Below are 24212 nucleotides of genomic sequence, written 5' to 3'. Positions count from 1 at the left end.
GCAGGTGCGGGAGGTGCTTATCCCCCGTTCCCAGATCACCGCCATCGGCCTCGACCAGCCGCTGGAGGAGTACCTGCCGATCATCCTCGAGGCCGGCCACTCGCGCTATCCCGTGATCGGCGAGAACCTCGACGAGGTCAAGGGCATCCTGCTGGCCAAGGACCTGCTTCCGCTGCTTCAGGGCGGCCAGCAGAATGGCCGCCCCTTCCGCCTCGAGGAGGTGGTGCGCACGGCGCTGTTCGTGCCGGAGTCCAAGCGGCTCAACAGCCTGCTCAAGGAGTTCCAGGACACCCACAACCACATGGCGATCGTGGTGGACGAGTACGGCGGAACCGCCGGCATCGTCACCATCGAGGATATCCTCGAGGAGATCGTCGGCGAGATCGAGGACGAGCACGATGCCGACGATGAGGAGGATATCCGCGAACTGGGCGAGGGCCGCTACGCCATCCGCGCCCTGACTCCCATCGAGGATTTCAACGAGCGCTTCGACACCCGCTTCTCCGACGAGGAGTTCGACACCCTCGGCGGCCTGGTGATGCAGCGCTTCGGACACCTACCCGGCCGCGGCGAACACACCGAGATCGGCGGCTGGCGCTTCATCGTTCTCAACGCCGACAATCGCCGAATCCGCCTGCTGGAAGCCGAGCCCTGCGAAGGGTCTGACGAGGCCTGAGCCCCTGGGATTCGAGCCCTTGAAATCTCCCCATGACACGGACGGTCACGATGTCTGAGCTTCGCCTCTCCCCGCTGGTCGGCTGCCTGCTCGCCCTGGCGGCCGGCGTGCTGACCACCCTCACTGCCTCCCCCTTCGAGCTGTGGTGGCTCGGCCCCGTGGCAGTGGGGCTGGTCTACCTGGGCATTCACGCGCTGACGCCCGGCCAGGCCGCTCTGCGCGGCTGGTGCTACGGCCTGGGTCTGTTCGGCTCGGGCGCCTCCTGGGTCTATGTCTCGATCCACGACTATGGGTATACCGGTGTGCCCCTGGCGCTGTTTCTCACCGCGCTCTTCGTGGCCAGCATGGCGCTGTTCCTGGCGGTGACCCTTTGGCTCTACCGGCGCCTCACCGGCCCGCGGCTGGCCTTCCTGTCGTTTGCCGGCGCCTGGGTGCTGGGCGAGTGGCTGCGTACCTGGCTCTTCACCGGCTTCCCATGGCTGCTGCTGGGCTCCGCCCACGTGGACTCGCCGCTGGCCCCCTGGGCGCCCATTGGCGGGGTCTACCTGCTGTCGCTGATCACCGCACTCAGCGGCACCCTGCTGGTGGAGTTTCTGGCCCGGCGCTGGTGGGCCGCGGCCCCCATCGCGATCCTGTGGCTCGCCCCGCTGGCGCTGCCGACCCAGTGGACCCAGCCCGCCGGCGAGCCACTGCGCGTCGCTCTCCTGCAGGGCAACCTGGATCAGCTGATCAAGTGGACCCCCGAGGGCCAGCGCGAGGCCGCCAACACCTACAGCGAACTGACCCGCGCCCAGCCCGATGACATCGACCTGATCGTCTGGCCCGAGGCGGCGCTGCCGATGTTCGAGGACCAGGCGCGGCCCATCCTCGAGCGGGTGCAGTCCAACCTCGCCCCCGGTACCGCCCTGCTTACCGGCATCCTCCAGCGCGACGCCCAGGGGCGCTACTTCAACAGCGTGATCGGCCTGGGCCAGGCCGAGGGCGAATACCGCAAGGAGCATCTGGTGCCCTTCGGCGAGTACCTGCCCCTGGAGAGCCTGCTGCGCGGCACCATCGCCTTCTTCGACCTGCCCATGCCCGCCATGACCCCGGGACCCTCCGGCCAGGCACCGATGGTCGCCGCCGGCACCACCATCGGCAACGCCATCTGCTACGAGATCATCTATGCCGACCTGGTGGCCGAGCGCGCCCGCGACAGCGAACTGCTGATGACGGTCTCCAACGACACCTGGTTCGGTGAGTCCATCGGCCCCCTGCAGCATCTGCAGATGGCCCGGCTGCGCGCGCTGGAAAACGGCCGCTACCTGGTACGCGCCACCAGCAACGGGGTGACCGCGATCATCGACCCCCAGGGCCGCATCACCGCCCGTGCGCCCCAGTTCGAAGTGGCGAGCATCACCGGCGAAGCCGTGCCCATGCTTGGGCTGACTCCGTTCACCCGCACCGGCAGCTGGCCTACCTGGCTGCTCGCCGCGCTGCTGATCCTTCCCGGCCTTCGCCTGGGCCGCCAGGCGTAAGCCGCGAGCCACCATCTCGAACACAAGACAGCCAGAAACGAATCGCCCCGAGGCCTTGGCCACGGGGCGATTCTCTTGCCGGGTACGTCAGCTTACGTGTGGAGCTTCAGGTTTCCGACGAGGGCGGAATTTCGCCGAGCACCTCGGGGATGGTCGTCTTGACGTAACGGCCCGGAGCCGGCTCGAGGATATCGAGCTCACCGTCACCGGGCTGGCGGGCCGGCACCCTCTTCTCGGGGTCGGCGTAGCCGTTCTCGGTGATCCACGCCTGCCAGTGGGGCCACCAGGAGCCCTCATGCTGTTCGGCGCCGGCGAGCCACTCCTCATGCGTCTCGGGCAGGGCATCATTGGTCCAGTAGCCGTACTTGTTCTTGGCCGGCGGGTTCACGACCCCCGCAATATGGCCGGACCCCCCCAGCACGAACTTGACCGGCCCCTTGGGCAGCAACGCACCGTAGTAGGTGCTGTTCCACTTGGCGATGTGATCCTCCCGGGTGGAGAGGAAGTAGCTCGGGGTGGAGACCTTGCGCAGGTCGATCTTGACGCCATCGAGTTCGATGCCGCCCGGCTGCACCAGGCGATTCTCCAGGTACATGTGGCGCAGGTACCAGCCGTGGGTCGCCGCCGGCAGGTTGGTGCCGTCGGTGTTCCAGTAGAGCAGGTCGAAGGGCGCCGGCACGTCCCCCTTGAGGTAGTTGTTGATATAGAACGACCAGAACAGATCATTTTCGCGCAGCAGGTTGAAGCTGAAGGCCATGACCCGGCCGTCCAGATAGCCGTCGCGGGCCATCTTCTCCTCGATGCCCGCAAGCACCGGCTCGGAGAGGAAGACGCCGATCTCGCCCGGGTCGCGAAAGTCCTGCAGGGTGGTCATGTAGGTGACCGACTTCACCTTGCGGCCACGACGGGTGCTGGTCAGATAGGCCACGGTGGAGGCGGCCAGGGTGCCGCCCACGCAGTAGCTCATCATATTGACGGACTTCTCGCCGGTGGCCTGCTCGATCGCCTCCATGGCGTCGATGGGCCCGAGTTGCATGAAGTCGGCCCAGGTAAGGTCGCGCTGGGCAGGCCCCGGGTTGCGCCAGGAAATCAGGAACACGGTGTGTCCCTGGCCGACCAGCCACTTGACCAGCGAGTTGTCCTCGCGCAGGTCGAGGATGTAGTACTTGTTGATCCAGGGCGGAATGACCAGCAGCGGGGTCTTGAAGACCTCCTCGGTGGTCGGTGCGTACTGGATCAGCTGGATCAGTTCGTTCTCGTAGACCACCGAGCCCGGCGTCACGGCGATGTTCCTGCCGACCTCGAAGGCGCTGCGGTCGGTCATGGTGACGTTGAGGCCCTCGGCGGAGTTGCCCAGGTCATGGCGCAGCCTTGCCAGCCCGTCGACCAGATTCTGGCCACGGGTCTCCAGAGTCCTGCGCATCACCTCGGGATTGGTGGTCACGAAGTTGGTCGGCGCCATGGCGTTGACCATCTGGCGCGCGTAAAAGCCCAGCCGGTGCTTCTGGTCTGCAGGCATGTCGAGGCCATCGATCAGCTCCTCGACCATGCGCGAAAAGAGCAGATACTGCTGCATGATCGCCAGGTAGTAGGGATCGCTGGTCCAGGCATCATCCTTGAAGCGGCGGTCGCCCTTCGGCGGCGTTACCAGCGGCTCGACCTGCTCGCCGGCCATGGCGCGCATGCCGTTCTGCCACAGCTGGAACTGGTCCTGCATCAGCCGCGCCTGGGTCTGCCACAGCTGGGGAGGATTGCCCATCAGCGACTCGGCCGCCGCCTGAAAGCTGTCACGCATGTCCCCGTAGACAGAATCGGCGGCATCGCTGGGCACCATGCGCTCCAGCAGATCGCTCATCAGACCGCGATACTCCTCGCCGATCTCCTTCAGCTGGGCGTTCCACGCCTCGAGCTCGGCCTGTGTCGGTGCTTCAACCCCTGGCTGCATTGACCCCTCCTGGCGCGCCGATCACCCTCTGGGGTACCGGCTGCGAAAAGCAAAACCCGCCACCCGTTGAACACGGGTAGCGGACTGACCTGCGGCACACCTGAGCGCACCACTGGATGTGTTTACCCGAGAGCGCCGGCTCAGCTCTTGCTGGCACCGCGAGCGGAAGTGGCCTTGGCGGTCTCGGCCTTCTGCGGCTCACCAGCGGCGGCCTTGGCAGCCACCTTCTCGGCCAGCTTGGCCTGTTCTGCAAAAAGCGTCTCCAGTTCGGCCTTGAACTCGAGGCTCATCTCGGAGAGTGCCTTGGCATCTTCGAGCATCTGTTGAGAGAGCTGGTTCATCACATCGGCCTGGCGGGCGCTGAACGCCTGCATGGAATCGGTATCGCTGACCTCGCTGGCATCGCGCAGCCGCTCGGTACCGAGCTGACTGTAGCGCTTCATGGACTCCATCTGGTACTGGGTCAACTTCTCCATGTTGTCCAGCATCAGGGAGTTGAGCTTGCGCATCGGCTCGAAGAACTGGCGAGTCTGCTCGTTGAAGTTTTCGATCATCTTGTCTTGCATGGGGGTTTCCTCCCGAAACGGTGACGATTGACGGACGATGGGCCCGACATGTTGCATTGCACAAAGCGTAGTCTGCCATGCCCCATGTTGCAAGACGATGAAAGGCTAACGGGGTCACTCGCCCTTGGTTTTCGCCCGTGAGCGGACGCTGGCGGCGCTCTTCTTCGCCGTGCCACCGGCCTTGCTCGACGCACTCGAGGAACCGGCCGAGCCCGCGGCACTGCTCCTCGATGCCTCGCTGCTCCTGGTGGACGCCGCCCCGGCCTCGTCAGCCCCGCCTCGGGAAGCGCTCTGGCCGGCCTGCTTGAGCATGTCTAGCATCATCTGCTGGTAGGTGCCGAAGCTGGACAGCCCCTGGGAGAGCCCTTGAGAAAGCCCCTGGGTGAGCCCCTGCCCCATGCCGGACTGCTGCAGGAAGGGCTGCATCAGGCTCATGGGGTCATAGCCCTCCACCCCGGACTCCATCTGCTCCTTGATCTGGTCAAGCAGTTGCTGCTGGAAGACCGCCACATCGGGCAGGCCCAGCGACTGGCGAAACTCGTCCGGGGTCAGGTCGAACTCGACATTGATCTTCATGGCATTGCCCTTGCGTTGGTGATGCCAGGCAGTGTAGCAGCCCGCTCACTGGCTGGCGGAGCCCCCCTCAACGCAATACCGGGGTCCCTACACGCACCTCGGCATTCTGGGCGCGATGCCGCAGCAGGTGGTCCATCAGCGTCAGCGCCATCATCGCCTCGGCGATGGGCGTGGCACGAATGCCCACGCAGGGATCATGGCGCCCCTTGGTGACCACCTCCACCGCCTGGCCGTGGACATCGATGCTGCGCCCCGGGGTGGTAATGCTGGAGGTGGGCTTGAGCGCCAGGTGGGCGATGATGGCCTGGCCGCTGGAGATGCCGCCAAGCACCCCGCCGGCATGGTTGGAGAGGAAGCCCTCCGGCGTCATCTCGTCGCGGTGCTCGCTGCCGCGGCTTGCCACGGACGCGAAGCCGTCGCCGATCTCCACCCCCTTCACCGCGTTGATGCTCATCAGGCCGTGGGCCAGTTCGGCGTCGAGGCGATCGAACACCGGTTCGCCGAGCCCCGGCGGTACGCCCTCGGCCACCACGGTAATCTTCGCGCCGACGGAGTCCTGGTCGCGACGCAGCTGGTCCATGTAGGCCTCGAGCTCCGCCACACGCGCCGGGTCGGGACAGAAGAAGGGGTTGTCATCCACCGCCTCCCAGGCCTTGAAGGCGATCTCGATGGGGCCGAGCTGGCTCATGTAACCACGCACTGTGATGCCCCGAGTAGCCAGGTACTGCTTGGCAATGGCCCCGGCCGCCACCCGCATGGCGGTCTCACGAGCGCTGGAGCGCCCGCCCCCGCGGTAGTCGCGGATGCCGTACTTGTGATGGTAGCTATAGTCGGCGTGGGCCGGACGGAACTGGTCCTTGATCTTGGAGTAGTCCGCGGAGCGCTGGTCGGTGTTCTCGATCAGAAGACCGATCGAGGTGCCCGTGGTGACCCCCTCGAAGACCCCGGAGAGGATCCTCACCCGGTCCGGCTCGCGACGCTGGGTGGTGTGGCGCGAGGTGCCGGGGCGACGACGGTCGAGGTCACGCTGCAGGTCCTCTTCGTCGAGCGGCAGCCCCGGCGGGCAGCCATCCACGATGGCGCCCAGCGCTGGGCCGTGGCTCTCGCCGAAGGTGGTGACGGTGAACAGCTTGCCGAAGGTGTTGCCGGACATGGGCGCTTCTCCTTGAAGGGGCGTGGATCAGGCGAAGGACGCCGCATGGGCGTCGAGTTCATCGGCGGTGAGGGCGAACACCCCCTGGCCGCCGCGCTCGAATTCGAGCCACAGGAAGGGCACCTCGGGGAAAGCGGCCTCCAGCCGGTGGTCGGAGTTGCCGACCTCGACGATAAGCACGCCGCGCTCGGTGAGATGCTCCCGGGCCTCGCCCAGGATACGCCGCACGATCTCCAGGCCGTCGGGTCCGGCGCCCAGCGCCAGCGACGGCTCGTGGCGGAACTCGGCTGGCATGGTGGCCAGGTCGCGGGCATCCACATAGGGCGGGTTGGAGACGATCAGGTCGTAGCGGCCCGGCAGGCCATCGAAGAGGTCGGAGTGCACCGCACGCACCCGCTCGCCCACGTCGTGGCGGGTGATGTTCTGGCGGGCCACCGCCAGGGCCTCCTCGCTGATGTCGCCGAGATCCACCTCGCAGGTGGGCAGATGCAGCGCCGTGGCGATGCCGATGCAGCCGGACCCCGCACACAGGTCGAGCACCCGGGCCGGCGGCTCCTCGGGGAACCAGGCGGCGAAGCCATGCTCGATCAGCTCGGCGATGGGCGAGCGGGGGATCAGCACCCGCTCATCCACGTCGAAGGGATAGCCGGCGAAGAAGGCCTCGCCCAGCAGGTAGGGGAGCGGGCGGCGCGAGGTGATCCGCTCGCGCACCAGGGCCACGACACGACCGCGCTCGACGGGCAGCAGGCGGGCGTCGAGCACCGCCGGGTCGACGTTCCAGGGCAGGTGCAGGGCGCCCAGGGTCAGCGCCACCGCCTCATCCCAGGCGGATTCGGTGCCGTGGCCGAAGAAGAGCCCGGCCAGGTGGAACTCGCTGGCCGCCCAGCGCAGGCAGTCGCGCAGGGTGATCAGGCCATCGCGCAGCTCGGCATCGGGAAGCGAGAGGGTCGAGAAGGTGTCGTTGCGGGCGGCCACGGGGCATCCTGTGTTGTCGGGCGAATCGGGCAAGATGGCCGATTGTAACCGCCGGGACGGTTCACAGCCACGCCACGCTGGTTATACTGGTCGCCCCCTGACCTTCCCGACTGGCCCCACACCGCCATGAGCCGAGACCGCCACCGCCCGGACGACGACGAGATCAGCGCCTTCCGCCAGGCGTTGCGGGAGGCCGGCGTGCGTCGCCTGCGCACCAACCGCGCCGACCCCGGGCGTGAGCGACGCGAAGATCCCGCGGCCGTCGCCGAGCGCCGCGCCGCCGCCCAGACGGCGAACGAGACCAGCGGCAGCGGCCGCACCTCCGACGGACGGGTCGAGGCGGTTCGCCCCTCGGAGTCCCTGGAGTTCGCCCTGCCCGACCTGCCCTGGCGCACCCGTCAGCGGCTCAAGCGCGGCCAGCTGACCTGGGAGGCGGGGCTGGACCTGCACGGCCATACCCTGGAGGAGGCCCGCATCGAGCTCGAGGCCTTCCTGCGCGAGGCAAGCGCCGAACGGCGCCGATGCGTGCTGGTGGTCCACGGCAAGGCGTGGGGCGCTGCCAGCGATTATCCGGTGATCAAGAGCCATGTGAACGCCTGGCTTCGCGAGTGGCCGGCCGTATTGGCCTTCTCATCGGCCATCGAGGCCGACGGCGGCACCGGCGCCGTCTATGTGCTGCTGCGCCGCCGCGGCGAGGCCTGATCCGTTCTTATTCGCCCGGTTCGGACACGCTCGGGCGGAGCGGCTGCGCATGCCCAGGCCCCACCACCACGCCTCGCCCACCCCAGCCGGGGTGGTTGCGATCCTCGAAGCGATCCAGCGCCTCCACCGCCAGATGGCGACCCAGGGTGATCAGCGCCTCGGCGCGATGAAACTCGTAGGCACCACACACCGTCTTGGGCACCTCGATCAGCACGTCCGGCGGATAGCCCGCCACCTTGTACTTGGCGAGTGCCGCCTGGGTGATGTCGAAGGAGGCCAGCACCATGTCCAGCCTTCCCCACTCGCGGCGGCGGATGCCCGCCTCGCTTTGGTCGCCCCCTTCGTCATCCACGCCGCCGTTGCTCGTCCCCAGGCCATTGAACCAGCGACCCGCGGCGCTCCTGACCTCCTCGATCCAGCCGCCGAAGTCGATGCCGCCAGCGTCGCGCGCGCGCTCACGGGCACGCTCCTTCTCGGCCTGATCGGGCGGCAGCAGCTCCTCCAGGGTCACCGGATGCGGGCTGTGAGCGGTGACGTTGACCGCCAGCACCAGGTCGGCGTGGGCGGAGACGATGGGAATGATCGGCAGCGGATTGAGCAGGCCGCCGTCCACCAGCACCTGGTTCCCGCGGTGCACCGGGGTGATCACGCCGGGCACGGCGATGGAGGCGCGAATCGCCTCCAGCAGCGGGCCACTCTGGAACCACACCTCGCGCTGGCGGATCAGGTCGGTAGCCACGGTGGTGACAGGGATCGTCAGGTCCTCGATACGGGTATCGCCGATCAGACTCTCCAGTTTGCCCATCACCTTGCTGGCCCGCATGGCGCCCATGGGGCTCCAGGTCACGTCCACCAGCCTGAGCACGTCGAAGTAGTCGAGGCGACACACCCAGTCGCGGTAGCCCTCGAGTTGCCCTGCCGCATAAACACCGCCGATCAGGGCGCCCATGGAGCAGCCGGCGATCGCCACGATCTCGTAGCCCCGTGCCTCCAGCTCATCGATGACCCCGATGTGGGCATAGCCGCGCGCGCCGCCACTGCCCAGCACCAGGGCCACCCGCTTGCCGTCGCGTTTCGCCGGCGTCTCGTGCTCATTCATCTCCCCTCCTCCTGGTCATCCTGCCCCGGCATCATCCGGTGCCAGTCGGCGATCACCTCGGCAACCGCCTCCACCGCCTCCGGCTCCAGGTGCAGGTGGTGCCCGCCGTCCAGGACCCGGCGCTGGAGCCCTGGCATCACCCCACGGGCCAGCCGGGCCCGTTCGCCCTCGCCGAGGATCCCGGTCGTCCCTTCCACCAGCAGGGCCGGGCAGCGGATCGCCGCGAGCATCGCCAGCCCCTGTTCGGGGCAGAAGCGGACCGGCGAGGGACGCAACAGGCGACCATCGGTGCGCAGCTGGACGTGGCCATCGTCCCGCGCCTCCAGGTTGCGAGCCACCAACGGACGCGCCGCCTCGGCACCGATCGGCGTGGCGCCCCCTGCCACCCGCGCCGCCACGGCACTCTCACTGTCAGGATAGCGCGGCGTCGGCGACAGGGGGCGACGGTGGCCCATCAGCCCCCGGCGCAGCTGGGCCGGCGCCTGCTCCGCCGGCGTGGTGAGGGTGCCCAGGCCATCGAGGAGCAGCAGCGCCTCGACCCGCTCGGGGAGCGCCGCGGCGATCAGGCAGGCAACGCCGGCGCCCATGGAGTGGGCCAGCAGCGTCACCCGCGTCAGGCCGAGCGCCTCCGCTGCGTCGAGCAGGTCATGGCAGTAGTCCCAGATCGCATAGTCGCCCGGCAGGGGCGCGGAGTGCCCATGACCCGAGAAGTCGATGGCCACCACGCGGATCCCCAGGCGTTCCACCAGCCGCGGCGCCAGCCGCGAGAAACTGGCGGCGTTATCGAGCCAGCCGTGCAGGGCCAGCCAGGTCGGCGCGCCCGGCTCGCCCCACGCCAGGGCCGCCAGGCGGCCATCGGCCAGGCGCAATTCACAGGGGCCGGTCATGGGCAGGTTTCCAGCAGGGCATCAAGGGTCACCAGCAGGGCGTCACGGGTCTCGTCCGGGTACTCCATGGGGAACATGTGGGATCCCGGCACGAGGGTTACCGGCACGCCATGGCGCTGAAGGCGGCGCCGGCGCCGCGGCGTCAGCAGGTCGGAATCCTCGCCGGCGAGCAGCGCGCAAGGCACTCTCAGCCGCTTCGGCAGGTCGCCCAGGTGGTCCGGCAGGTGACAGAAGATCTCCACCTCCACCTGGGGGTCGTAGACCAGTACCGCCTGGCCATCGTCGAGCAGCCGGGTCCCTCCCTGCACGTAATCGTCGAGGGCCTCCGGGGTGAAGCGCCGGAACAGCCGGCGCCGCCTGAGCGCGTCCCGCATGGCTTCGCGGTCGGGCCACAGGGCCCGCCGGCCGCGGCTCTGCCCCGCCGGTGTCACCCGCTCCACGAAACCGAAGCGCTTGGCGAGCTTCATGGCCCAGGCATCGAGGCCCAGCATCAGCGGCGGGTCGAGCATCACCACGCAGCGAAAACGCTCGGGCGCGGCCTCGGCGGCCATGGCCATCAACACGCCGCCCATGGAGTGACCCACGCCAATCACCGGCTCATTGTCCCCCTCCAGGGCATGGAGCAGTTCATCGCGCAGCGCCAGCCAGTTGTGGCCCACCGGAAAGTCGGGGTGGTGGCCCAGGCGATCGAGGAGCTGAACATCGAAGCGCTCGCCCAGGGGGCCGAGGAAACTGCGATAGCTCGAGCCGGGAAAGCCGTTGGCATGGGCGAAGAGCAGGCGGGGACGGTCGGGTGATGGGGTCATGGAGGCATCCGTGGTCGGGCGGGCGGGGCTCTTCTGGCCGTAGCAGGCTAACGGGATTACCATGATTCGCCAAGTCACCTCCCGGCCTGACCCTTCTCTGGAGCCCCTGTGAACGCGACCCCCAAGCCCCCTCGTGACACCCGCACCCGCAACCGGATCTTCTTCGCCGCGGTGATCGCCGCGATTCTCGTCGGCCTGTGGCTGGCCCGCTAGGGCGCCGCCAGCATGGAGCTCTCCGCCCTCTTCCTCCAGACCCTCGAGGTCACCCTGCCGGTGTTCGCCATGGTCTTCATCGGCCTGGGCCTCAAGCGCGCCGGCTGGATCGATGCCGCCTTCGTCTCCACCGCCTCCCAGCTGGTGTTCCGCGGCACCATGCCGGCCCTGATCTTCCTGAGCATCATCAAGGCCGACCTGGATGCGACCCTCAACCCGACGCTGCTGGGATTCTTCGCCCTGGCCACTCTGGGCAGCTTCCTGTTCTGCTGGGGCTGGGCCCGACTGCGGGTGCCCCATGCGGAGCGCGGGGTCTACATCCAGGGGGCCTTCCGCGGCAACTGCGGCGTCGTGGGGCTGGCGCTGGCGGCGGGCATGTACGGTGACTACGGCCTCTCCGCCGGCGGGCTGCTGCTCGGGGTGGTGATCCTCACCTACAACGCCTTCTCGGTCATCGCGCTGGCCAGCTACCAGGAGGGCCGCAGCGCCGACTGGCGCAGCATCCTCTCGCACATCGTGCGCAACCCCCTGATCCTCGCGGTGGTGGCGGCCATCCCGGTGGCCGCCCTGAAGCTGCGCCTGCCCGGCTGGCTGATGACCTCCGGCGAGTATTTCGCCTCGCTCACCCTGCCACTGGCGCTGATCTGCATCGGCGCCACCCTGTCGCTGGGCGCCATCCGCGAGTCCGGGCGCCTTGCCACCAGCGCCAGCCTGCTGAAGATGGTCACGGTGCCGTTACTGGCCACCACGGCGGCCTGGCTGGCCGGCTTCGAGGGTCGCGAGCTGGGAGTGCTGTTCCTGTTCTTCGCCAGCCCGACGGCGGCCGCGGCCTTCGTCATGGCCAAGGCCATGGGCGGCAATGCCGTCCTGACCGCCAACATCATCGCCCTGACCACCCTGATGGCCAGCCTGACGATCACCGTCGGCGCCTTCGGGCTCAAGGTCGCCGGCCTGATCTAGTCCAGATCGGCGGGGGCGATCAATCGCACGAGTCGAGCGCAGCCCGCCGCCCACACATCGGCCTCCAGTTCCGCCAGCGCCGCAGTGGGAAACCCCGGACCGCGCTCGGCGCGGCCCTCCACCAGCAGGCCGACAAGGGCTCCCACCAGCGGCATATGGCTTACCAGTAACAGGGGTCCCCCACCGGGCTGACCGAGCAACCAGTCAGCCACCGCCGTGGAATCGTCGTCGGGGGTGAGGATCGACAGCGTCTCCACCCGAACGCCAAGCCTCTCGCCCATGATGGCGGCGGTCTGCCGGGCGCGAACGAAGGGGCTGGCCAGCAGGCGCGCCCCGGCGAGGTCGTCACGCTCGGCCAGCCAGGCGGCCATGCGGCGCGCCTCGTCATGCCCGCGCCCGGTGAGTTCGCGTTCGGCGTCCGGCCGCCCCGGCCCCGCCTCGCCATGGCGCAGGATCAGCAGGCGTTCAGCCATGCCGGCCCCCGCCTTCGCGGTGGGCGCGCTGCACATCCTCGCGGGCCAGCACGAACTCCACGTCGCTGCTCTGCTCGCCGAGCATCAGCATGCGCGCCATCTCCTTGGCCGGCACGCCCTTGAAGAGCACCTGATAGAGCCCCTCGGCCAGCGGCATGTAGACGCCCTCCTGGCGGGCCATGTCGCGCACCAGACGGACGGTGTTCACCCCCTCGGCCACCTGGCCCAGCGCCGCCACCGCCTCGTCCAGGGTACGGCCCTCGCCCAGGGCATAGCCGACCCGGTAGTTGCGCGAGAGGGGCGAGGAGCAGGTCACGATCAGGTCGCCGACCCCGGCCAGCCCCAGAAAGGTCATGGGATTGGCGCCCCGATAGACGGCAAAGCGACTCATCTCGGCCAGCGCCCGGGTCATCAGCATGCTGCGGGTGTTCTCGCCCATCCCCAGCGCGGCGGCCATGCCGGCCGAGATGGCGTAGATGTTCTTCAGCGCCCCGCCCAGTTCGACGCCGTGACGGTCATTGCTGGCGTAGACCCGAAAGTAATCGCAGCCCAGCGCCGTCTGCACCCGGGTACGGGTCTCGGGATCGTCGCTGGCGATCACCGTGGCGGTGAGCTGCTTCTGGGCAACCTCCGAGGCCAGGTTGGGCCCGGAGATCACGCCGATATGGGGGAAACCGGTTTCCTCCTCCAGGATCTGGCTCATCAGCTTGAAGCCCTCCTCCTGGATGCCCTTGGTGGTGCTGACCAGGATCTGGTCAGGGGTCAGCCAGGGGCGTGCCTGGCGCACCACCTCGCGAAAGGCCTTGGAAGGGATCGCCACCAGGACCAGGCCGGCACCGCTAAGCACCTCGGCCATGTCGGTGGAGGCGATCACCGCGGGATTGATCGCATAGTCGGGCAGGTAGCGGCCGTTGCGATGCTCGCGATTGATCTGCTCGGCCAGCTCGGGGTCACGCAGCCACTGGCGCACCCGTGAGCCATTGTCGGCGGCGATGCTGGCCAGGGCGGTACCGAAGCTGCCGCCCCCCAGCACCGCCACCTTCATCTGTTCCTCTGCCATGCTCGGCCCCGCCTGTGTGGATGAAATCGGGATGGTGGATGAAATCGTGGTGAATGGAGTCACGATTGTAGCGAAAAAAGGGCCCGAATCGTCAGCCGATTCGGGCCCCGCGAACCTCCCTGTCGACCGGCCGTCACGGCAGGCCGACGGCCTGTGGCCTAGTCGATCAGCGACAGCAGCGAATCGATGCTCTCGCGGGCGTCACCGTAGAACATCCGGGTGTTCTCCTTGTAGAACAGCGGGTTCTCGATGCCCGAGTAGCCGGTGCCCTGACCCCGCTTGCAGACGAAGACCACCCGCGATTTCCACACCTCCAGCACCGGCATGCCGGCGATGGGGCTGTTGGGGTCCTCCTGGGCCGCCGGGTTGACGATATCGTTGGAGCCGATGACGATCGCCACATCCGTCTTGGGGAAGTCATCGTTGATCTCGTCCATCTCCATGACGATATCGTAGGGCACCCGAGCCTCGGCCAGCAGCACGTTCATGTGCCCGGGCAGGCGCCCGGCCACCGGGTGGATGGCGAAGCGCACCTCCTTGCCGGCGGCGCGCAGCTTGCGCACCAGTTCACTGACCGCGTTCTGGGCCTGGGCCACCGCCATGCCATAGCCCGGCACGATGATCACGCTGTCCGCGTTGTTCAGCGTCGCCGCGACCCCACCAGCATCGATGGACACCTGCTCGCCCTCTATCTCCGCCGCCGGCCCCTTGGTGCCGCCGAAGCCCCCCAGGATCACGCTGACGAAGTTGCGGTTCATCGCCTTGCACATGATGTAGGAGAGGATGGCGCCGCTGGAGCCCACCAGGGCACCGGTGACGATCAGCAGGTCGTTGGAGAGGGTGAAGCCGATGGCCGCCGCCGCCCAGCCCGAGTAGCTGTTGAGCATCGACACCACCACCGGCATGTCGGCTCCGCCGATGCCCATGATCAGGTGGTAGCCGATGAAGAACGCCAGGGCGGCGAGCAGCAGCAGGGTCCAGAAGCCGGCGCCGTTGAGGTAGAAGATGGCCAGCAGCAGCGACAGCGCCGCGGCACCCGCGTTGAGCTTGTGGCCACCGGGCAGCTGCCTGGACTTGCCATCGACCTTGCCGGCCAGCTTGCCGAAGGCGATCACCGAACCGGTGAAGGTCACCGCACCGATGAAGATGGCGAATACCACTTCTATCTGGAGGAAGGTCAGCTCGTCGGGCGCCTTGGTGGCCACCATGGCGGCGAAGGCCGAGAACTGCTCGGTGGCGCCTCCCACGGCCTGGACGGCCAGCACACGGCGTCGCTCCAGGTCGGCGTTCCAGGCCACGAAGACCGCGGCAAGGCCCACGAAGCTGTGCAGCGCCGCCACCAGCTGGGGCATCTCGGTCATGGCGACTCGCTTGGCCACCACCCAGCCGATTGCTGCACCGATGATGATCATCGGTATCATCACCCAGTAGGCACCGATGCCCGGGCCCAGAGCGGTGAACAGCACCGCCACCGCCATGCCGACGATGCCGTACCACACCGCCCGCTTGGCCTTCTCCTGATTGCTCAGCCCTCCCAGGGAGAGGATGAACAGTACGCTTGCCGCGATGGCCGCGGCGGACACGAATCCTTGACTCAGCATCTCATCTCTCCGGGATCAGGACTTCTGGAACATGGCCAGCATCCGGCGCGTGACCAGAAAACCGCCGACGATGTTGATGGTGGCGATCAGCACCGAGATCGCCGCCAGCAGCATCACGATACCGCTGCCTGAACCGATCTGCAGGACGGCGCCGAGAATGATGATCCCGGAGATGGCATTGGTGACCGCCATCAGCGGCGTATGCAGCGAGTGACTCACGTTCCAGATCACCTGGAAGCCCACGAAGCAGGCCAGCACAAAGACGATGAAGTGCTGCATGAAGGAGGCCGGGGCGATCTGGGCCAGCAGCAGCATCACCGCACCGCCCACGCCGAGCAGGATGGCCTGGCGCTTGGTCTGGGCCTTGAACACCGACAGCTCGGCGGCCCTCTTCTCCTCCGGCGTCGGCGTCTTCTCCTTGGGCCTGGGCTTGGCCGCGGCGATGGCCTTCACCTTCGGCGGCGGCGGCGGGAAGGTGATCTCGCCGGCGTGGGTCACCGTGGCGCCGCGGATCACGTCGTCCTCCATGTCATGCACCATCACGCCGTCCTTCTCCGGCGTCAGGTCCGTGAGCATATGGCGGATGTTGGTGGCATAGAGCAGCGATGCCTGGGTCGCCATGCGTGAGGGGAAGTCGGTGTAGCCGATCACCACCACGCCGTTATCGGTCACCACCCGTTCATCGGCGACGGTCAGATCGCAGTTACCGCCCTTCTCGGCGGCCAGATCGATGATCACCGAGCCGGGTTTCATGGCCGCCACCATGTCCTCGAGCCACAGCTTGGGGGCCGGGCGGCCGGGAATCAGCGCCGTGGTAATGACGATATCGATGTCAGGCGCCTGGGCACGGAAGCACTCGAGCTGCTTCTCACGAAACTCGGGGCTGGAGGGCGATGCATAGCCGCCGGTCTCGGCGCCGTCCTGGCTCTCCTCGAAGTCGAGGAACACGAACTCGGCACCCATGGACTCGATCTGCTCGGCCACCTCGGGCCTCACATCGAAGGCCCGCACCATGGCGCCCAGGCTCACCGCCGTGCCGGTGGCGGCCAGACCCGCCACCCCGGCCCCGATCACCAGCACCTTGGCCGGGGGGACCTTGCCCGCGGCGGTCACCTGGCCGGTGAAGAAGCGGCCGAAGTTGTTGCCCGCCTCGATCACCGCCCGGTAGCCGGCGATGTTGGCCATGGAGGAGAGCGCGTCCATCTTCTGGGCCCGGGAGATGCGCGGCACCATGTCCATGGCGATCACGCTGGCTCCCTTCGCGCGGCAGCGCTCCAGCAGCGCCTCGCTCTGGGCCGGCCAGAAGAAGCTGATCAGCGTCTGTCCCTCGCGAAGGCGGTCGGCTTCCTCCTCGGAGGGCTCGCGGACCTTGATCACCACCTCGGCCTCACGCCACAGGGCCTCGGCGCCCTCGACCACGCTGACGCCCGCCTCGCGATAGGCCTCGTCGGTGAAGCCCGCCGCCTCGCCGGCTCCACTCTCTACCAGACACTCGTGTCCCAGTTTCTGGATCTGCTGAGCGCTCTCGGGGGTCAGCGCGACACGCGCCTCGCCCCTGACCCGCTCTCGGGGTGCTCCAATCTTCACGTCGCTTCTCTCCATGGCTAACCTGGCGGGGCCCGGAGCCGCCGCCGACTCCCTCATCCTAGGCCACCGCGACGCTCTCGTCCGGTCCCGCTTTCTACGCTGCGGCTTGGTGCCACCTCCGAAAACGACGACGCCACCCCGCAGGGTGGCGTCGGATCACGGCATGGCCGGGTCGGTCAGGTGGTGAGCAGGGCGTTGAGACGCTTGACGTAGGCGGCCGGGTCATCGAGATGACCACCCTCGGCGATGATCGCCTGGTCCAGCAGCACGTGGGCCAGATCACCGAAGGCCTCGCCATCGACGCCCTCGAGCTTGGCCACCAGGGCGTGGACAGGGTTGAGTTCGAGGATCGGCTTGACCTCCGGCATCGGTTGGCCGGCGGCCTCCATGATGCGGCGCATCTGGAAGCCCATCTCGTGCTCGGGCAGCACCACGCAGGCCGGCGAGTCGGTCAGGCGGTGGGTCACCTTGACCTCCTGGACCTGGTCGCCCAGCGCCTCCTTGACGCGCTTGACCAGGTCCTCCTTGGCCTTGGCAGTCTCCTCCTGGGCCTGCTTCTCCTCCTCGCCCTCGATGTCGCCGAGGTCGAGCTCGCCCTTGGCCACGTCCACGAAGGCCTTGCCCTCGTAGTCGTTGAGGTGGCTCATCAACCACTCGTCGACGCGGTCAGTCAGCAGCAGCACCTCGATGCCCTTCTTGCGGAAGATCTCCAGGTGGGGGCTCGACTTCGCCGCGTTGAAGCCGTCGGCGACGATGTAGTAGATCTTCTGCTGACCCTCCTGCATGCGTTCCACGTAGTCGGCCAGCGACTGATCCTGGGTGGTGCTGTCAGTGTGGGTGGTGGAGAAGCGCAGCAGCCCGGCGATCTTCTCGCGGTTGGCGAAGTCCTCCGCCGGTCCCTCCTTGAGCACGCTGCCGAAGGTGTTCCAGAAGGTCTGGTAGGCCGCCTTGTCCTTGGCCAGCTTCTTGAGCATGTCCAGCGCACGCTTGGTCAGCGCGGAACGGATCTTCTCGACCTTGGGATCCTGCTGCAGCAGCTCGCGGGAGACGTTGAGCGACAGCTCGCGAGTGTCCAGTACCCCCTTGATGAAGCGCAGATAGAGCGGCAGGAACTGCTCGGCGTCGTCCATGATGAAGACGCGCTGCACATAGAGCTTCACGCCGCGGGCGCCGTCACGATCAAAGAGGTCAAAGGGCGCGCGGCCCGGCACGTAGAGCAGGCTCGTGTACTCGAGCTTGCCCTCGACCTTGTTGTGGCTCCAGGTCAGCGGATCCGAGAAGTCGTGGGCCACATGCTTGTAGAAGGCCTGGTACTCCTCGTCGGAGATCTCGCCCTTGGGGCGTGACCAGAGCGCAGTGGCCTCGTTGACGGTCTCCCAACTGACGGTCTCGCTGCCCTCGATCTCCTTGCCCTCGTCGTCACGGGCCTTCTCGACCTTCGGCATGCGCACCGGCACCTCGATGTGGTCGGAGTACTTGCGCACCAGGCTCTGCAGACGAAAGTCGTCGGCGAACTCCTTCGCATCTTCCTTGAGGTGGAGCACGATCTCGGTCCCGTGGATGTCGCGCTCGATGTCGGCCACGGTGAACTCGCCCTCGCCCCGCGAGCGCCACTCCACGCCCTCGGCCTTGTCGCTGCCCGCCTTGCGGGTGCGCACGCTGACCTCGTCGGCGACGATGAAGCCCGAGTAGAAGCCGACGCCGAACTGGCCGATCAGCCGGGCGTCCTTCTGCTGCTCGCCGGAGAGCTGCTTGAGGAAGTCAGCGGTACCGGAGCGGGCGATGGTGCCGAGATTCGAGATGACCTCGTCGCGGCTCATGCCGATGCCGTTGTCGCGGACGGTGACGGTGCCCGCCTCGGCGTCGTGCTCGATCTCGATGCGCAACTCGCTGTCGCCCTCATAGAGCGTGTCGTTGTCCAGCGCCGCGTAGCGCAGCTTGTCGCAGGCATCGGCGGCATTGGAGATGAGCTCGCGCAGGAAGATCTCCCGGTTGGAGTAGAGGGAGTGGATCATCAGGTGGAGAAGCTGCTTGACCTCGGTCTGGAAGCCAAGGGTTTCTTCGTGCGTGGCGGTGGTCATGTGTCCTGAACCTCGTCGACATGTTCTGCGGCGAGCGGTGCCGCGGGGGTGAATCACTGTCGCCGATATGGGGCCCCGCGGACGCTTTTCAAGCCTTGCCGCTGCTCATGCCTCACCCGGCCGGACTCGCCCAGCACGAAGTGCAGCCGCGCCGTGGCCACCGGAACCGATTCGCTCTCCTGCCAGGCCGTCACCTGAACATTGGCCAGGCGTCGTCCCTCACGCAGCAGCAAGCAGCGGGCGAAGGTGGGCACCGCCCGCGCGGTGCGCAGGTAGTCGATGGAAAGATCGACGATCCGCGGCAGCGTCGCCTCACGGGCGGACAGCATCAGGTCAAGGGTCGCGGCGGTTTCCATGAAGGCGGCGACCACGCCGCCGTGCAGCGCCGGCAGCAGCACGTTGCCGACATTGCCCGGCGCCGGCTCCAGGCGAAACAGCAGGCCGTCACCCTCCGGGTCAGGCACCGCGGAGACACCGATGCGGGTGGCGTAGGGAATCAACGCCAGCCAGGCCGCCACATCACCCTCGGTGCGGGTGCGCGCGATCCATGCCACGTTATCGAAGCCCTCAGGCATTGCCGCTCTCCTTGTCATGGTTCGCTGCAAACAGCGCCTCGGCAAAGCCGGGCGGCGTATTGCGCGGCCCCAGCCGCACGAAATTGCCGATGCCCCGGGCCACCTGCCTCCCCTCCTCCTGCCACAGGATGCCTTCGGTAAAGACCACCGAGGCGGTGACCCCGACCACCCGCGCCTCGGCGTAGAGCGCCAGGCCCGCCACCGCCGGCCGGAAGTGGTCGACACGCAGGTCCAGGGTCGGGCACACCTCCGGCTCGGGCAGCCCACGCAGCACGGCACTGCCGCAGACGGTGTCCAGCAGCATGGTCAGCACGCCGCCGTGGACCAGCCCGCGGGAGGCGTCGCCCAGCAGGTCGTCACTCCAGGGCAGGCGCATGCGGATGGCCTCGGCGTCGGCCGCCAGCACCTCGAGGCCCAGCTCACGGGTATGGGGAATCACCCGCACGAAGCGGGTCAGGGCCCGGCGCCAGGCATCGGGGGATCGATCGGGACTGGGCATCACACCTGGCTACCTCCATCGTCGTCAAATAATAGTGTTATCACAGGCTTCCATCGGATGGTTTTACCACACGCTTTCCAACAAGCGTTTGAAAGACTCCAGGCTAGTCGTGCGCCTGCCGCGGCACAAGGCATCGCCCGTCAACGCAGCACCACCTCCGGTTACCCTTTCCCCCTACCCTTGACGCCGGGAATGCGCCACGATGGATGACATGGATAGAAGCCATCAGACGTCAACTCCCGGAGACCCTTGCCATGCGCCAACGCCACCCCGCCACGAAGCGCGGCACCCGGCGCAGCGGCGCCCGGCGCCTCGGCACCCTGCTGACTGCCCTGACGCTGTCGCTGCCGTTCTCGCTGACGCTGGCCCAGGCCGACGACCGCGCCCTGCGCAATGCCCTGGAGGCCGCCCGCAGCCAGCAGTGGGAGCGCATCGACCAGCGCGCCATTGCCGACCATCCGCTGGTCGGCTACGTGGAGTACCACCGCCTGCGCGGACGCCTGCCCCAGGCCGAGCCGGGCCAGGTCCTCGACTTCATCGAACGCCACGCCGACTCGCCCCTGGGCGAGTGGCTGCGCGGTCAGGCCATTGCCCAGTACGGCTACGCCGGCCGCTACGGCAGCCTGCTTGCCGTGGCCGACGGCGAACCCGCCGGTACTGCCCGCCAGTGTTACTACTACTCCGCCCTGCTCGGCAGTGACCCCCAGGCCGCTGCCGAGGGCGGGCTGGCCCTGTGGATGGTGGGCCGCTCCCAGCCCGATGCCTGCAACAACCTGTTCAGGGCCCTGCGCGACCGCGGCGTGATCGGCGAGCAGCAGGTCTGGGAGCGCAAGATGCTGGCCTGGCAGGACGGCGAGACGGGCCTCGCCAGCTTCCTGGGCCGCCAGCTCGGCAGCCGCTGGGAGGAGGCCCGCCAGGCCATGACGCGCCTCTCGGGCGACTTCGCCTCCGTGACCCGAGTGCCGACCTGCCTGGGCCCCGAGTGCCGCGGCTCCGGCCCGCTGTTCGCCGCCGCCATGCACGGCTTCACCCGCGCCGACACCGAGGCGGCCCTGGAGGCGTGGCGCAAGATCGCCCCCCACCTGCCCATCGAGCGCGAGCACCATGAGGCCATCGAGCGCGACCTGATCTTCTATACCCTGGTTCGCGACATCCGCCACAATCGCGGCTGGGTCGACGGCGCGCTGGCCGGGCGCAGCGACGCCGACCTGCTGGAGCTGCGCGTGCGCGCCGCCCTGGGCGAGCGGGACTGGCGCGGCGTGCTCGACTGGCTGGCGCGCATGACGCCCGAGACCCGCGACGACAGCCGCTGGCACTACTGGGCCGCGCGCGCCCACGAGCAGCTGGGCGACAGCGCCCGCGCCCGGGAGGACTATGCCCTGGCCGCCGAGGGGCGCAACTTCTTCGGCTTCGCCGCCGCCGACCGCCTGGGCCAGCCCTATGCCCTGAACCTGGAACGCAACGGCTTCGATGACAGCTACCGGCAGCAGGTCTCCCGCTGGCCGGCCGTGCAGCGCACCGAGGCGCTGCTGCGTATCAACGAACCAGGCCTGGCCGCCAGCGAATGGTATGCGGCCGTGGAGCGCGGCGGCGAGCGAGAGGCCCGCGCCCTGGCCGACTACGCCCAACGCCGCGGCTGGCACGCCAAGCTGGTGCAGACCACCATCACCGGTCGCATGTGGGATGCCCTGGACTGGCGCTTCCCCGAGGCCTACCGCGAGCACTTCCTGCACTGGGGACGCATGACGGGGGTCGACCCCTACCTGCTGATGGGCATCGCCCGGCGCGAGAGCGCCTACAACCCCGAGGCGGTCTCGCCGGCCGGCGCCCGCGGCCTGATGCAGGTGATGCCCGGCACCGCCACCCAGCTGGCTCGCCAGCTCGGCATCAGTGACCCCGGCGCCTACGGGGTGCTCGACCCGGAACTCAATATCCGCCTGGGCAGCACCTACATCCGCGACATGCTCAACCGCTACAGCGGCAACCGCCTGGCCGCCGCGGCCGCCTACAACGCCGGTCCCGGCCGGGTCGACCGCTGGCTGGCCGACGCCCCGGAGGAGTTCGACCTCTTCGTGGAGAGCATTCCCTTCCGCGAGACCCGCCTCTACGTGCAGGCGGTGCTCAGCTACCGGGCGATCTTCGAGAGCCTGGCCAATGGCGGCGACAGTCGCGGCGTCTCCATGCTGAGCCCGACCGAGAAGACGGTGCGCTACGACCGCTCGCTGCTGGCCAGGAACTGAAGGTCACTGCACGCAGGAGGCGCCGGGTAAGCCTCGCGCAGGCCGACCCTATGCCGGAGGGCGCTCCAGCGCCAGCTTGATGCCAAAGGCGATCAGCACAGCCCCGGTGGCTCCGTTGAGGCCCCGGGCGAAGGCGCGGCTGGCCAGCAGGCGCCCGGCGCTGCCCACCATCACCGCCACGCCGATCTGCCACAGGTTGGCGATCACGAAGTGCACCCCGGCCAGGAACAGCGACTTGGCCAGCGCCGGGTCGCCGGGGGCGATGAACTGGGGCAGGAAGGCCATGTAGAAGACCACCGTCTTGGGATTGAGCACGTTGGAGAGCAGCCCCTCGCGCAGCGGCCGCCACATCGGCACGGGCTGGCGCTCGCCACTGACCTCCGCCACCGGTAGCCCCTGGCCACGGCGGGCCGCCAACAGGCCCTGCACCCCCAGCCAGATCAAGTAGCAGGCCCCGGCCAGCTTGAGCAGCCCGAAGGCCCAGGCCGACTGCAAGAGGATCAGCGAGATCCCCAGCGCCGAGACCGCGGCATGCACGAAGAGCCCGCAGCAGATCGCCAGGCTGGTCAGCACGCCGTCACGCACCCCGCCCCGGGCGGTGTTGCGGATCACCAGCAGGGTATCGACCCCGGGACTAATGGAAAGCAGGGTAATGGCCATCAGGAAGGGCCAGAACTGGGCATCGATGAACATGGGGGCGGGGTATTCCTTGGGTCGAGAAGCGGGCTTGCTGCCCGAGGGGATTCGATCTACAGTGGTTTTGCGGCTGGCGTCCGGCGTGATGAACACGGGGATGTCAGGGTGCCTCGGCACCGTATCGCAGCGCTGGTCAGCAGGAAGCAAGTCGTCGGTTGTCGTTCGATTTACTCGATACGCGCGGTGAGTACTTCTTTCCCTGTCCTGCCCACGCACTTCGGGCATCCGCACCGGCGGACCCGGCACGACCATTAAAGTATGTTAAGGAAATCGACAATGGCAACTGGCACTGTCAAGTGGTTCAACGACACCAAGGGTTACGGCTTCATCTCTCCGGACGACGGCGGTGATGACCTGTTCGCTCACTTCTCCGAGATTCAGGCTGACGGCTTCAAGACCCTGCAGGACGGCCAGAAGGTCACCTTCGAGGTCACCCAGGGCAAGAAGGGCCTTCAGGCCTCCAACATCCGCCCTGCCGACTGATCAGGTGCGCGGAAGGCGGCGCTCGACGCCGCCATTGAAACGAGAAGGCCCACCGATCGGTGGGCCTTTTTCTCTTGGGTGGGCACGCTTTCTATGGTGGGCCCGCTTGGCCGCCTCGGGGGATAGGCCTCGGGGCTAGTCGGCCTCCATGGGCTCGAACTCGAAATCGTCGACCTCCATGGGCTCGAACTCGGGAAGCTCCTGCTCCACCGCATCGAACTGCTCCTCCAGGCGGCGCTGGGCCTCCTCGAAGCGGCGCTCCTGCTCCTCGATGATGGCGTCGACGTCGGAGCTGGTCGGCCCGCCGGTATCGAGCTGGTCATCATCCAGGCCGGTGCCGAGGTCCATCCCGGTATCGAAGGCGTCGTCACCCTCCATGGGCTCGGGTACAACGGCCTCCTCCTCGGCCGCCTCGAACTGTTCCTCGATGCGCCGCTGCGCCTCCTCGAAGCGCCGCTCGGTCTCCTCGAGCATGGCGTCGATCTCGTCGCGGGTGGTCTCACCGGGCAGTGCCGCCCCCTCGTCCAGGGTGCTGGCCGGGGACTCGCCCAGGGTCTCGGCCTCGGGGATCTCCTCCGGCACCTCGTCGGGAAGCTCGGCCGCAGGATCCGTCACCTCGGCCGCGGCCGCTTCCTCCTCGACCAGCCCCGCCTGCTCCTCGGGCGACAGCTCATCGTCGAGGGCTTCCGGTTCGGCACTTTCGTCCGGCGCGGCCTCTTCCTGTGCGGCGGGCTCGGCCGGTGTCGGCTCGTCACCGTTGCCGCAGCCGGCCAGGCCCAGGGCCATCAGGGCCGCCAGCAGGGCGGGCTTCCAGAGTGTCTTTTGCATGTGCCTGCTCCTGC

23 protein-coding genes are annotated in these 24212 nt (G+C 68.0%); 6 read left to right on the top strand and 17 right to left on the bottom strand.

Annotated elements, in window-relative coordinates; translation table 11 throughout:
- Positions 1–676, top strand: a 676-nt coding sequence (locus IBX53_RS04005; RefSeq protein WP_290905687.1) for a transporter associated domain-containing protein, incomplete at its 5' end; no start/stop codon positions are given.
- A 50-nt stretch (positions 677–726) separates the two neighbouring features.
- Positions 727–2193, top strand: coding sequence for an apolipoprotein N-acyltransferase (lnt, locus tag IBX53_RS04000; protein WP_290905684.1), 1467 nt, complete (start codon positions 727–729; stop codon positions 2191–2193).
- 106 nt (positions 2194–2299) lie between these two features.
- Here the strand turns inward: lnt and phaC are convergent, their stop codons facing one another.
- The 5 genes from phaC to prmB all read right to left on the bottom strand — a co-directional run bounded on the left by phaC (position 2300) and on the right by prmB (position 7408).
- Positions 2300–4138 (bottom strand): class I poly(R)-hydroxyalkanoic acid synthase, encoded by a 1839-nt coding sequence (phaC, locus tag IBX53_RS03995; protein ID WP_290905680.1) that lies wholly within the window; start codon positions 4136–4138, stop codon positions 2300–2302.
- A gap of 140 nt (positions 4139–4278) precedes the next feature.
- Positions 4279–4704 (bottom strand): phasin family protein, encoded by a 426-nt coding sequence (locus IBX53_RS03990; RefSeq protein ID WP_290905677.1) that lies wholly within the window; start codon positions 4702–4704, stop codon positions 4279–4281.
- Positions 4705–4818: 114 nt separating this feature from the next.
- Entirely contained in the window at positions 4819–5280 is a 462-nt protein-coding gene (locus tag IBX53_RS03985; RefSeq protein WP_290905675.1) for a hypothetical protein, read from the bottom strand.
- Positions 5281–5347: 67 nt separating this feature from the next.
- Positions 5348–6433, bottom strand: coding sequence for a chorismate synthase (gene aroC / locus IBX53_RS03980; protein WP_290905672.1), 1086 nt, complete (start codon positions 6431–6433; stop codon positions 5348–5350).
- A gap of 27 nt (positions 6434–6460) precedes the next feature.
- Entirely contained in the window at positions 6461–7408 is a 948-nt protein-coding gene (gene prmB, locus IBX53_RS03975; RefSeq protein ID WP_290905669.1) for a 50S ribosomal protein L3 N(5)-glutamine methyltransferase, read from the bottom strand.
- 126 nt (positions 7409–7534) lie between these two features.
- Between prmB and IBX53_RS03970 the strand changes: the two genes are divergently transcribed.
- The gene (locus IBX53_RS03970) at positions 7535–8110 is read left to right on the top strand and encodes a Smr/MutS family protein (RefSeq protein ID WP_290905665.1); all 576 of its coding nucleotides are present in this window, start codon (positions 7535–7537) and stop codon (positions 8108–8110) included.
- A gap of 7 nt (positions 8111–8117) precedes the next feature.
- Here IBX53_RS03970 and IBX53_RS03965 read toward each other — a convergent pair whose 3' ends face one another.
- The 3 genes from IBX53_RS03965 to IBX53_RS03955 are packed head-to-tail and all read right to left on the bottom strand — an operon-like array spanning position 8118 to position 10902.
- Positions 8118–9209, bottom strand: coding sequence for a patatin-like phospholipase family protein (locus IBX53_RS03965; RefSeq protein WP_290905662.1), 1092 nt, complete (start codon positions 9207–9209; stop codon positions 8118–8120).
- A complete protein-coding gene (locus IBX53_RS03960; RefSeq protein WP_290905659.1) occupies positions 9206–10096 on the bottom strand; it encodes an alpha/beta hydrolase in 891 nt (296 codons plus the stop codon). The genes IBX53_RS03965 and IBX53_RS03960 overlap by 4 nt, the downstream gene beginning before the upstream one ends.
- Complete coding sequence (locus IBX53_RS03955; protein WP_290905656.1) at positions 10093–10902, bottom strand: alpha/beta hydrolase; 810 nt, start codon at positions 10900–10902, stop codon at positions 10093–10095. Before IBX53_RS03955 ends, IBX53_RS03960 begins: the two co-directional genes overlap by 4 nt.
- Positions 10903–11127: 225 nt before the next feature.
- Here IBX53_RS03955 and IBX53_RS03950 point away from each other — a divergent pair, with 225 nt between their 5' ends.
- Complete coding sequence (locus IBX53_RS03950; protein ID WP_290905653.1) at positions 11128–12075, top strand: AEC family transporter; 948 nt, start codon at positions 11128–11130, stop codon at positions 12073–12075.
- Here IBX53_RS03950 and sixA read toward each other — a convergent pair.
- The 7 genes from sixA to IBX53_RS03915 form a co-directional block, all read right to left on the bottom strand.
- Entirely contained in the window at positions 12072–12548 is a 477-nt protein-coding gene (sixA, locus tag IBX53_RS03945) for a phosphohistidine phosphatase SixA (protein WP_290905651.1), read from the bottom strand. The genes IBX53_RS03950 and sixA overlap by 4 nt on opposite strands.
- A complete protein-coding gene (locus IBX53_RS03940; protein WP_290905649.1) occupies positions 12541–13608 on the bottom strand; it encodes an NAD(P)H-dependent glycerol-3-phosphate dehydrogenase in 1068 nt (355 codons plus the stop codon). The genes sixA and IBX53_RS03940 overlap by 8 nt, the downstream gene beginning before the upstream one ends.
- Before the next feature lie 158 nt (positions 13609–13766).
- Positions 13767–15209 carry an NAD(P)(+) transhydrogenase (Re/Si-specific) subunit beta gene (locus tag IBX53_RS03935; RefSeq protein WP_290905646.1) on the bottom strand — a complete coding sequence of 481 codons (1443 nt, stop codon included), beginning with the start codon at positions 15207–15209 and terminating at the stop codon, positions 13767–13769.
- A 15-nt stretch (positions 15210–15224) separates the two neighbouring features.
- Complete coding sequence (locus tag IBX53_RS03930; RefSeq protein WP_290905643.1) at positions 15225–16796, bottom strand: Re/Si-specific NAD(P)(+) transhydrogenase subunit alpha; 1572 nt, start codon at positions 16794–16796, stop codon at positions 15225–15227.
- Between the two features lie 176 nt (positions 16797–16972).
- Positions 16973–18877, bottom strand: coding sequence for a molecular chaperone HtpG (gene htpG / locus IBX53_RS03925; RefSeq protein ID WP_290905640.1), 1905 nt, complete (start codon positions 18875–18877; stop codon positions 16973–16975).
- 53 nt (positions 18878–18930) lie between these two features.
- Positions 18931–19452, bottom strand: coding sequence for a PaaI family thioesterase (locus IBX53_RS03920; protein ID WP_290905637.1), 522 nt, complete (start codon positions 19450–19452; stop codon positions 18931–18933).
- Positions 19445–19951, bottom strand: a complete 507-nt coding sequence (locus IBX53_RS03915; protein WP_290905635.1) for a PaaI family thioesterase — start codon at positions 19949–19951, stop codon at positions 19445–19447. Before IBX53_RS03915 ends, IBX53_RS03920 begins: the two co-directional genes overlap by 8 nt.
- Before the next feature lie 254 nt (positions 19952–20205).
- Between IBX53_RS03915 and IBX53_RS03910 the strand changes: the two genes are divergently transcribed.
- Positions 20206–22191: a transglycosylase SLT domain-containing protein gene (locus tag IBX53_RS03910; RefSeq protein WP_290905632.1), complete on the top strand. Its 1986-nt coding sequence runs from the start codon at positions 20206–20208 to the stop codon at positions 22189–22191.
- 48 nt (positions 22192–22239) lie between these two features.
- Here the strand turns inward: IBX53_RS03910 and IBX53_RS03905 are convergent, their stop codons facing one another.
- Complete coding sequence (locus IBX53_RS03905) at positions 22240–22884, bottom strand: LysE family translocator (protein ID WP_290905630.1); 645 nt, start codon at positions 22882–22884, stop codon at positions 22240–22242.
- A gap of 279 nt (positions 22885–23163) precedes the next feature.
- Here IBX53_RS03905 and IBX53_RS03900 point away from each other — a divergent pair, with 279 nt between their 5' ends.
- Positions 23164–23370, top strand: a complete 207-nt coding sequence (locus IBX53_RS03900; protein WP_290905627.1) for a cold-shock protein — start codon at positions 23164–23166, stop codon at positions 23368–23370.
- Between the two features lie 135 nt (positions 23371–23505).
- Here the strand turns inward: IBX53_RS03900 and IBX53_RS03895 are convergent, their stop codons facing one another.
- The gene (locus tag IBX53_RS03895; RefSeq protein ID WP_290905624.1) at positions 23506–24198 is read right to left on the bottom strand and encodes a hypothetical protein; all 693 of its coding nucleotides are present in this window, start codon (positions 24196–24198) and stop codon (positions 23506–23508) included.
- Positions 24199–24212: the final 14 nt, after the last annotated feature.

This window comes from Halomonas sp. (genome assembly GCF_014859505.1).
Lineage (GTDB): Bacteria > Pseudomonadota > Gammaproteobacteria > Pseudomonadales > Halomonadaceae > Halomonas.
This window is presented reverse-complemented; position numbering and strand designations above follow the sequence as displayed.

Excerpts from the sequence above, each read along its gene's own strand:
- lnt (WP_290905684.1), top strand. The coding sequence starts at position 727 with ATGTCTGAGCTTCGCCTCTCCCCGCTGGTCGGCTGCCTGCTCGCCCTG.
- phaC (WP_290905680.1), bottom strand. The coding sequence starts at position 4,138 with ATGCAGCCAGGGGTTGAAGCACCGACACAGGCCGAGCTCGAGGCGTGG.
- IBX53_RS03990 (WP_290905677.1), bottom strand. The coding sequence starts at position 4,704 with ATGCAAGACAAGATGATCGAAAACTTCAACGAGCAGACTCGCCAGTTC.
- IBX53_RS03985 (WP_290905675.1), bottom strand. The coding sequence starts at position 5,280 with ATGAAGATCAATGTCGAGTTCGACCTGACCCCGGACGAGTTTCGCCAG.
- aroC (WP_290905672.1), bottom strand. The coding sequence starts at position 6,433 with ATGTCCGGCAACACCTTCGGCAAGCTGTTCACCGTCACCACCTTCGGC.
- IBX53_RS03970 (WP_290905665.1), top strand. The coding sequence starts at position 7,535 with ATGAGCCGAGACCGCCACCGCCCGGACGACGACGAGATCAGCGCCTTC.
- IBX53_RS03965 (WP_290905662.1), bottom strand. The coding sequence starts at position 9,209 with ATGAATGAGCACGAGACGCCGGCGAAACGCGACGGCAAGCGGGTGGCC.
- IBX53_RS03960 (WP_290905659.1), bottom strand. The coding sequence starts at position 10,096 with ATGACCGGCCCCTGTGAATTGCGCCTGGCCGATGGCCGCCTGGCGGCC.
- IBX53_RS03955 (WP_290905656.1), bottom strand. The coding sequence starts at position 10,902 with ATGACCCCATCACCCGACCGTCCCCGCCTGCTCTTCGCCCATGCCAAC.
- IBX53_RS03950 (WP_290905653.1), top strand. The coding sequence starts at position 11,128 with ATGGAGCTCTCCGCCCTCTTCCTCCAGACCCTCGAGGTCACCCTGCCG.
- sixA (WP_290905651.1), bottom strand. The coding sequence starts at position 12,548 with ATGGCTGAACGCCTGCTGATCCTGCGCCATGGCGAGGCGGGGCCGGGG.
- IBX53_RS03940 (WP_290905649.1), bottom strand. The coding sequence starts at position 13,608 with ATGGCAGAGGAACAGATGAAGGTGGCGGTGCTGGGGGGCGGCAGCTTC.
- IBX53_RS03935 (WP_290905646.1), bottom strand. The coding sequence starts at position 15,209 with ATGCTGAGTCAAGGATTCGTGTCCGCCGCGGCCATCGCGGCAAGCGTA.
- htpG (WP_290905640.1), bottom strand. The coding sequence starts at position 18,877 with ATGACCACCGCCACGCACGAAGAAACCCTTGGCTTCCAGACCGAGGTC.
- IBX53_RS03920 (WP_290905637.1), bottom strand. The coding sequence starts at position 19,452 with ATGCCTGAGGGCTTCGATAACGTGGCATGGATCGCGCGCACCCGCACC.
- IBX53_RS03915 (WP_290905635.1), bottom strand. The coding sequence starts at position 19,951 with ATGCCCAGTCCCGATCGATCCCCCGATGCCTGGCGCCGGGCCCTGACC.
- IBX53_RS03910 (WP_290905632.1), top strand. The coding sequence starts at position 20,206 with ATGCGCCAACGCCACCCCGCCACGAAGCGCGGCACCCGGCGCAGCGGC.
- IBX53_RS03905 (WP_290905630.1), bottom strand. The coding sequence starts at position 22,884 with ATGTTCATCGATGCCCAGTTCTGGCCCTTCCTGATGGCCATTACCCTG.
- IBX53_RS03900 (WP_290905627.1), top strand. The coding sequence starts at position 23,164 with ATGGCAACTGGCACTGTCAAGTGGTTCAACGACACCAAGGGTTACGGC.
- IBX53_RS03895 (WP_290905624.1), bottom strand. The coding sequence starts at position 24,198 with ATGCAAAAGACACTCTGGAAGCCCGCCCTGCTGGCGGCCCTGATGGCC.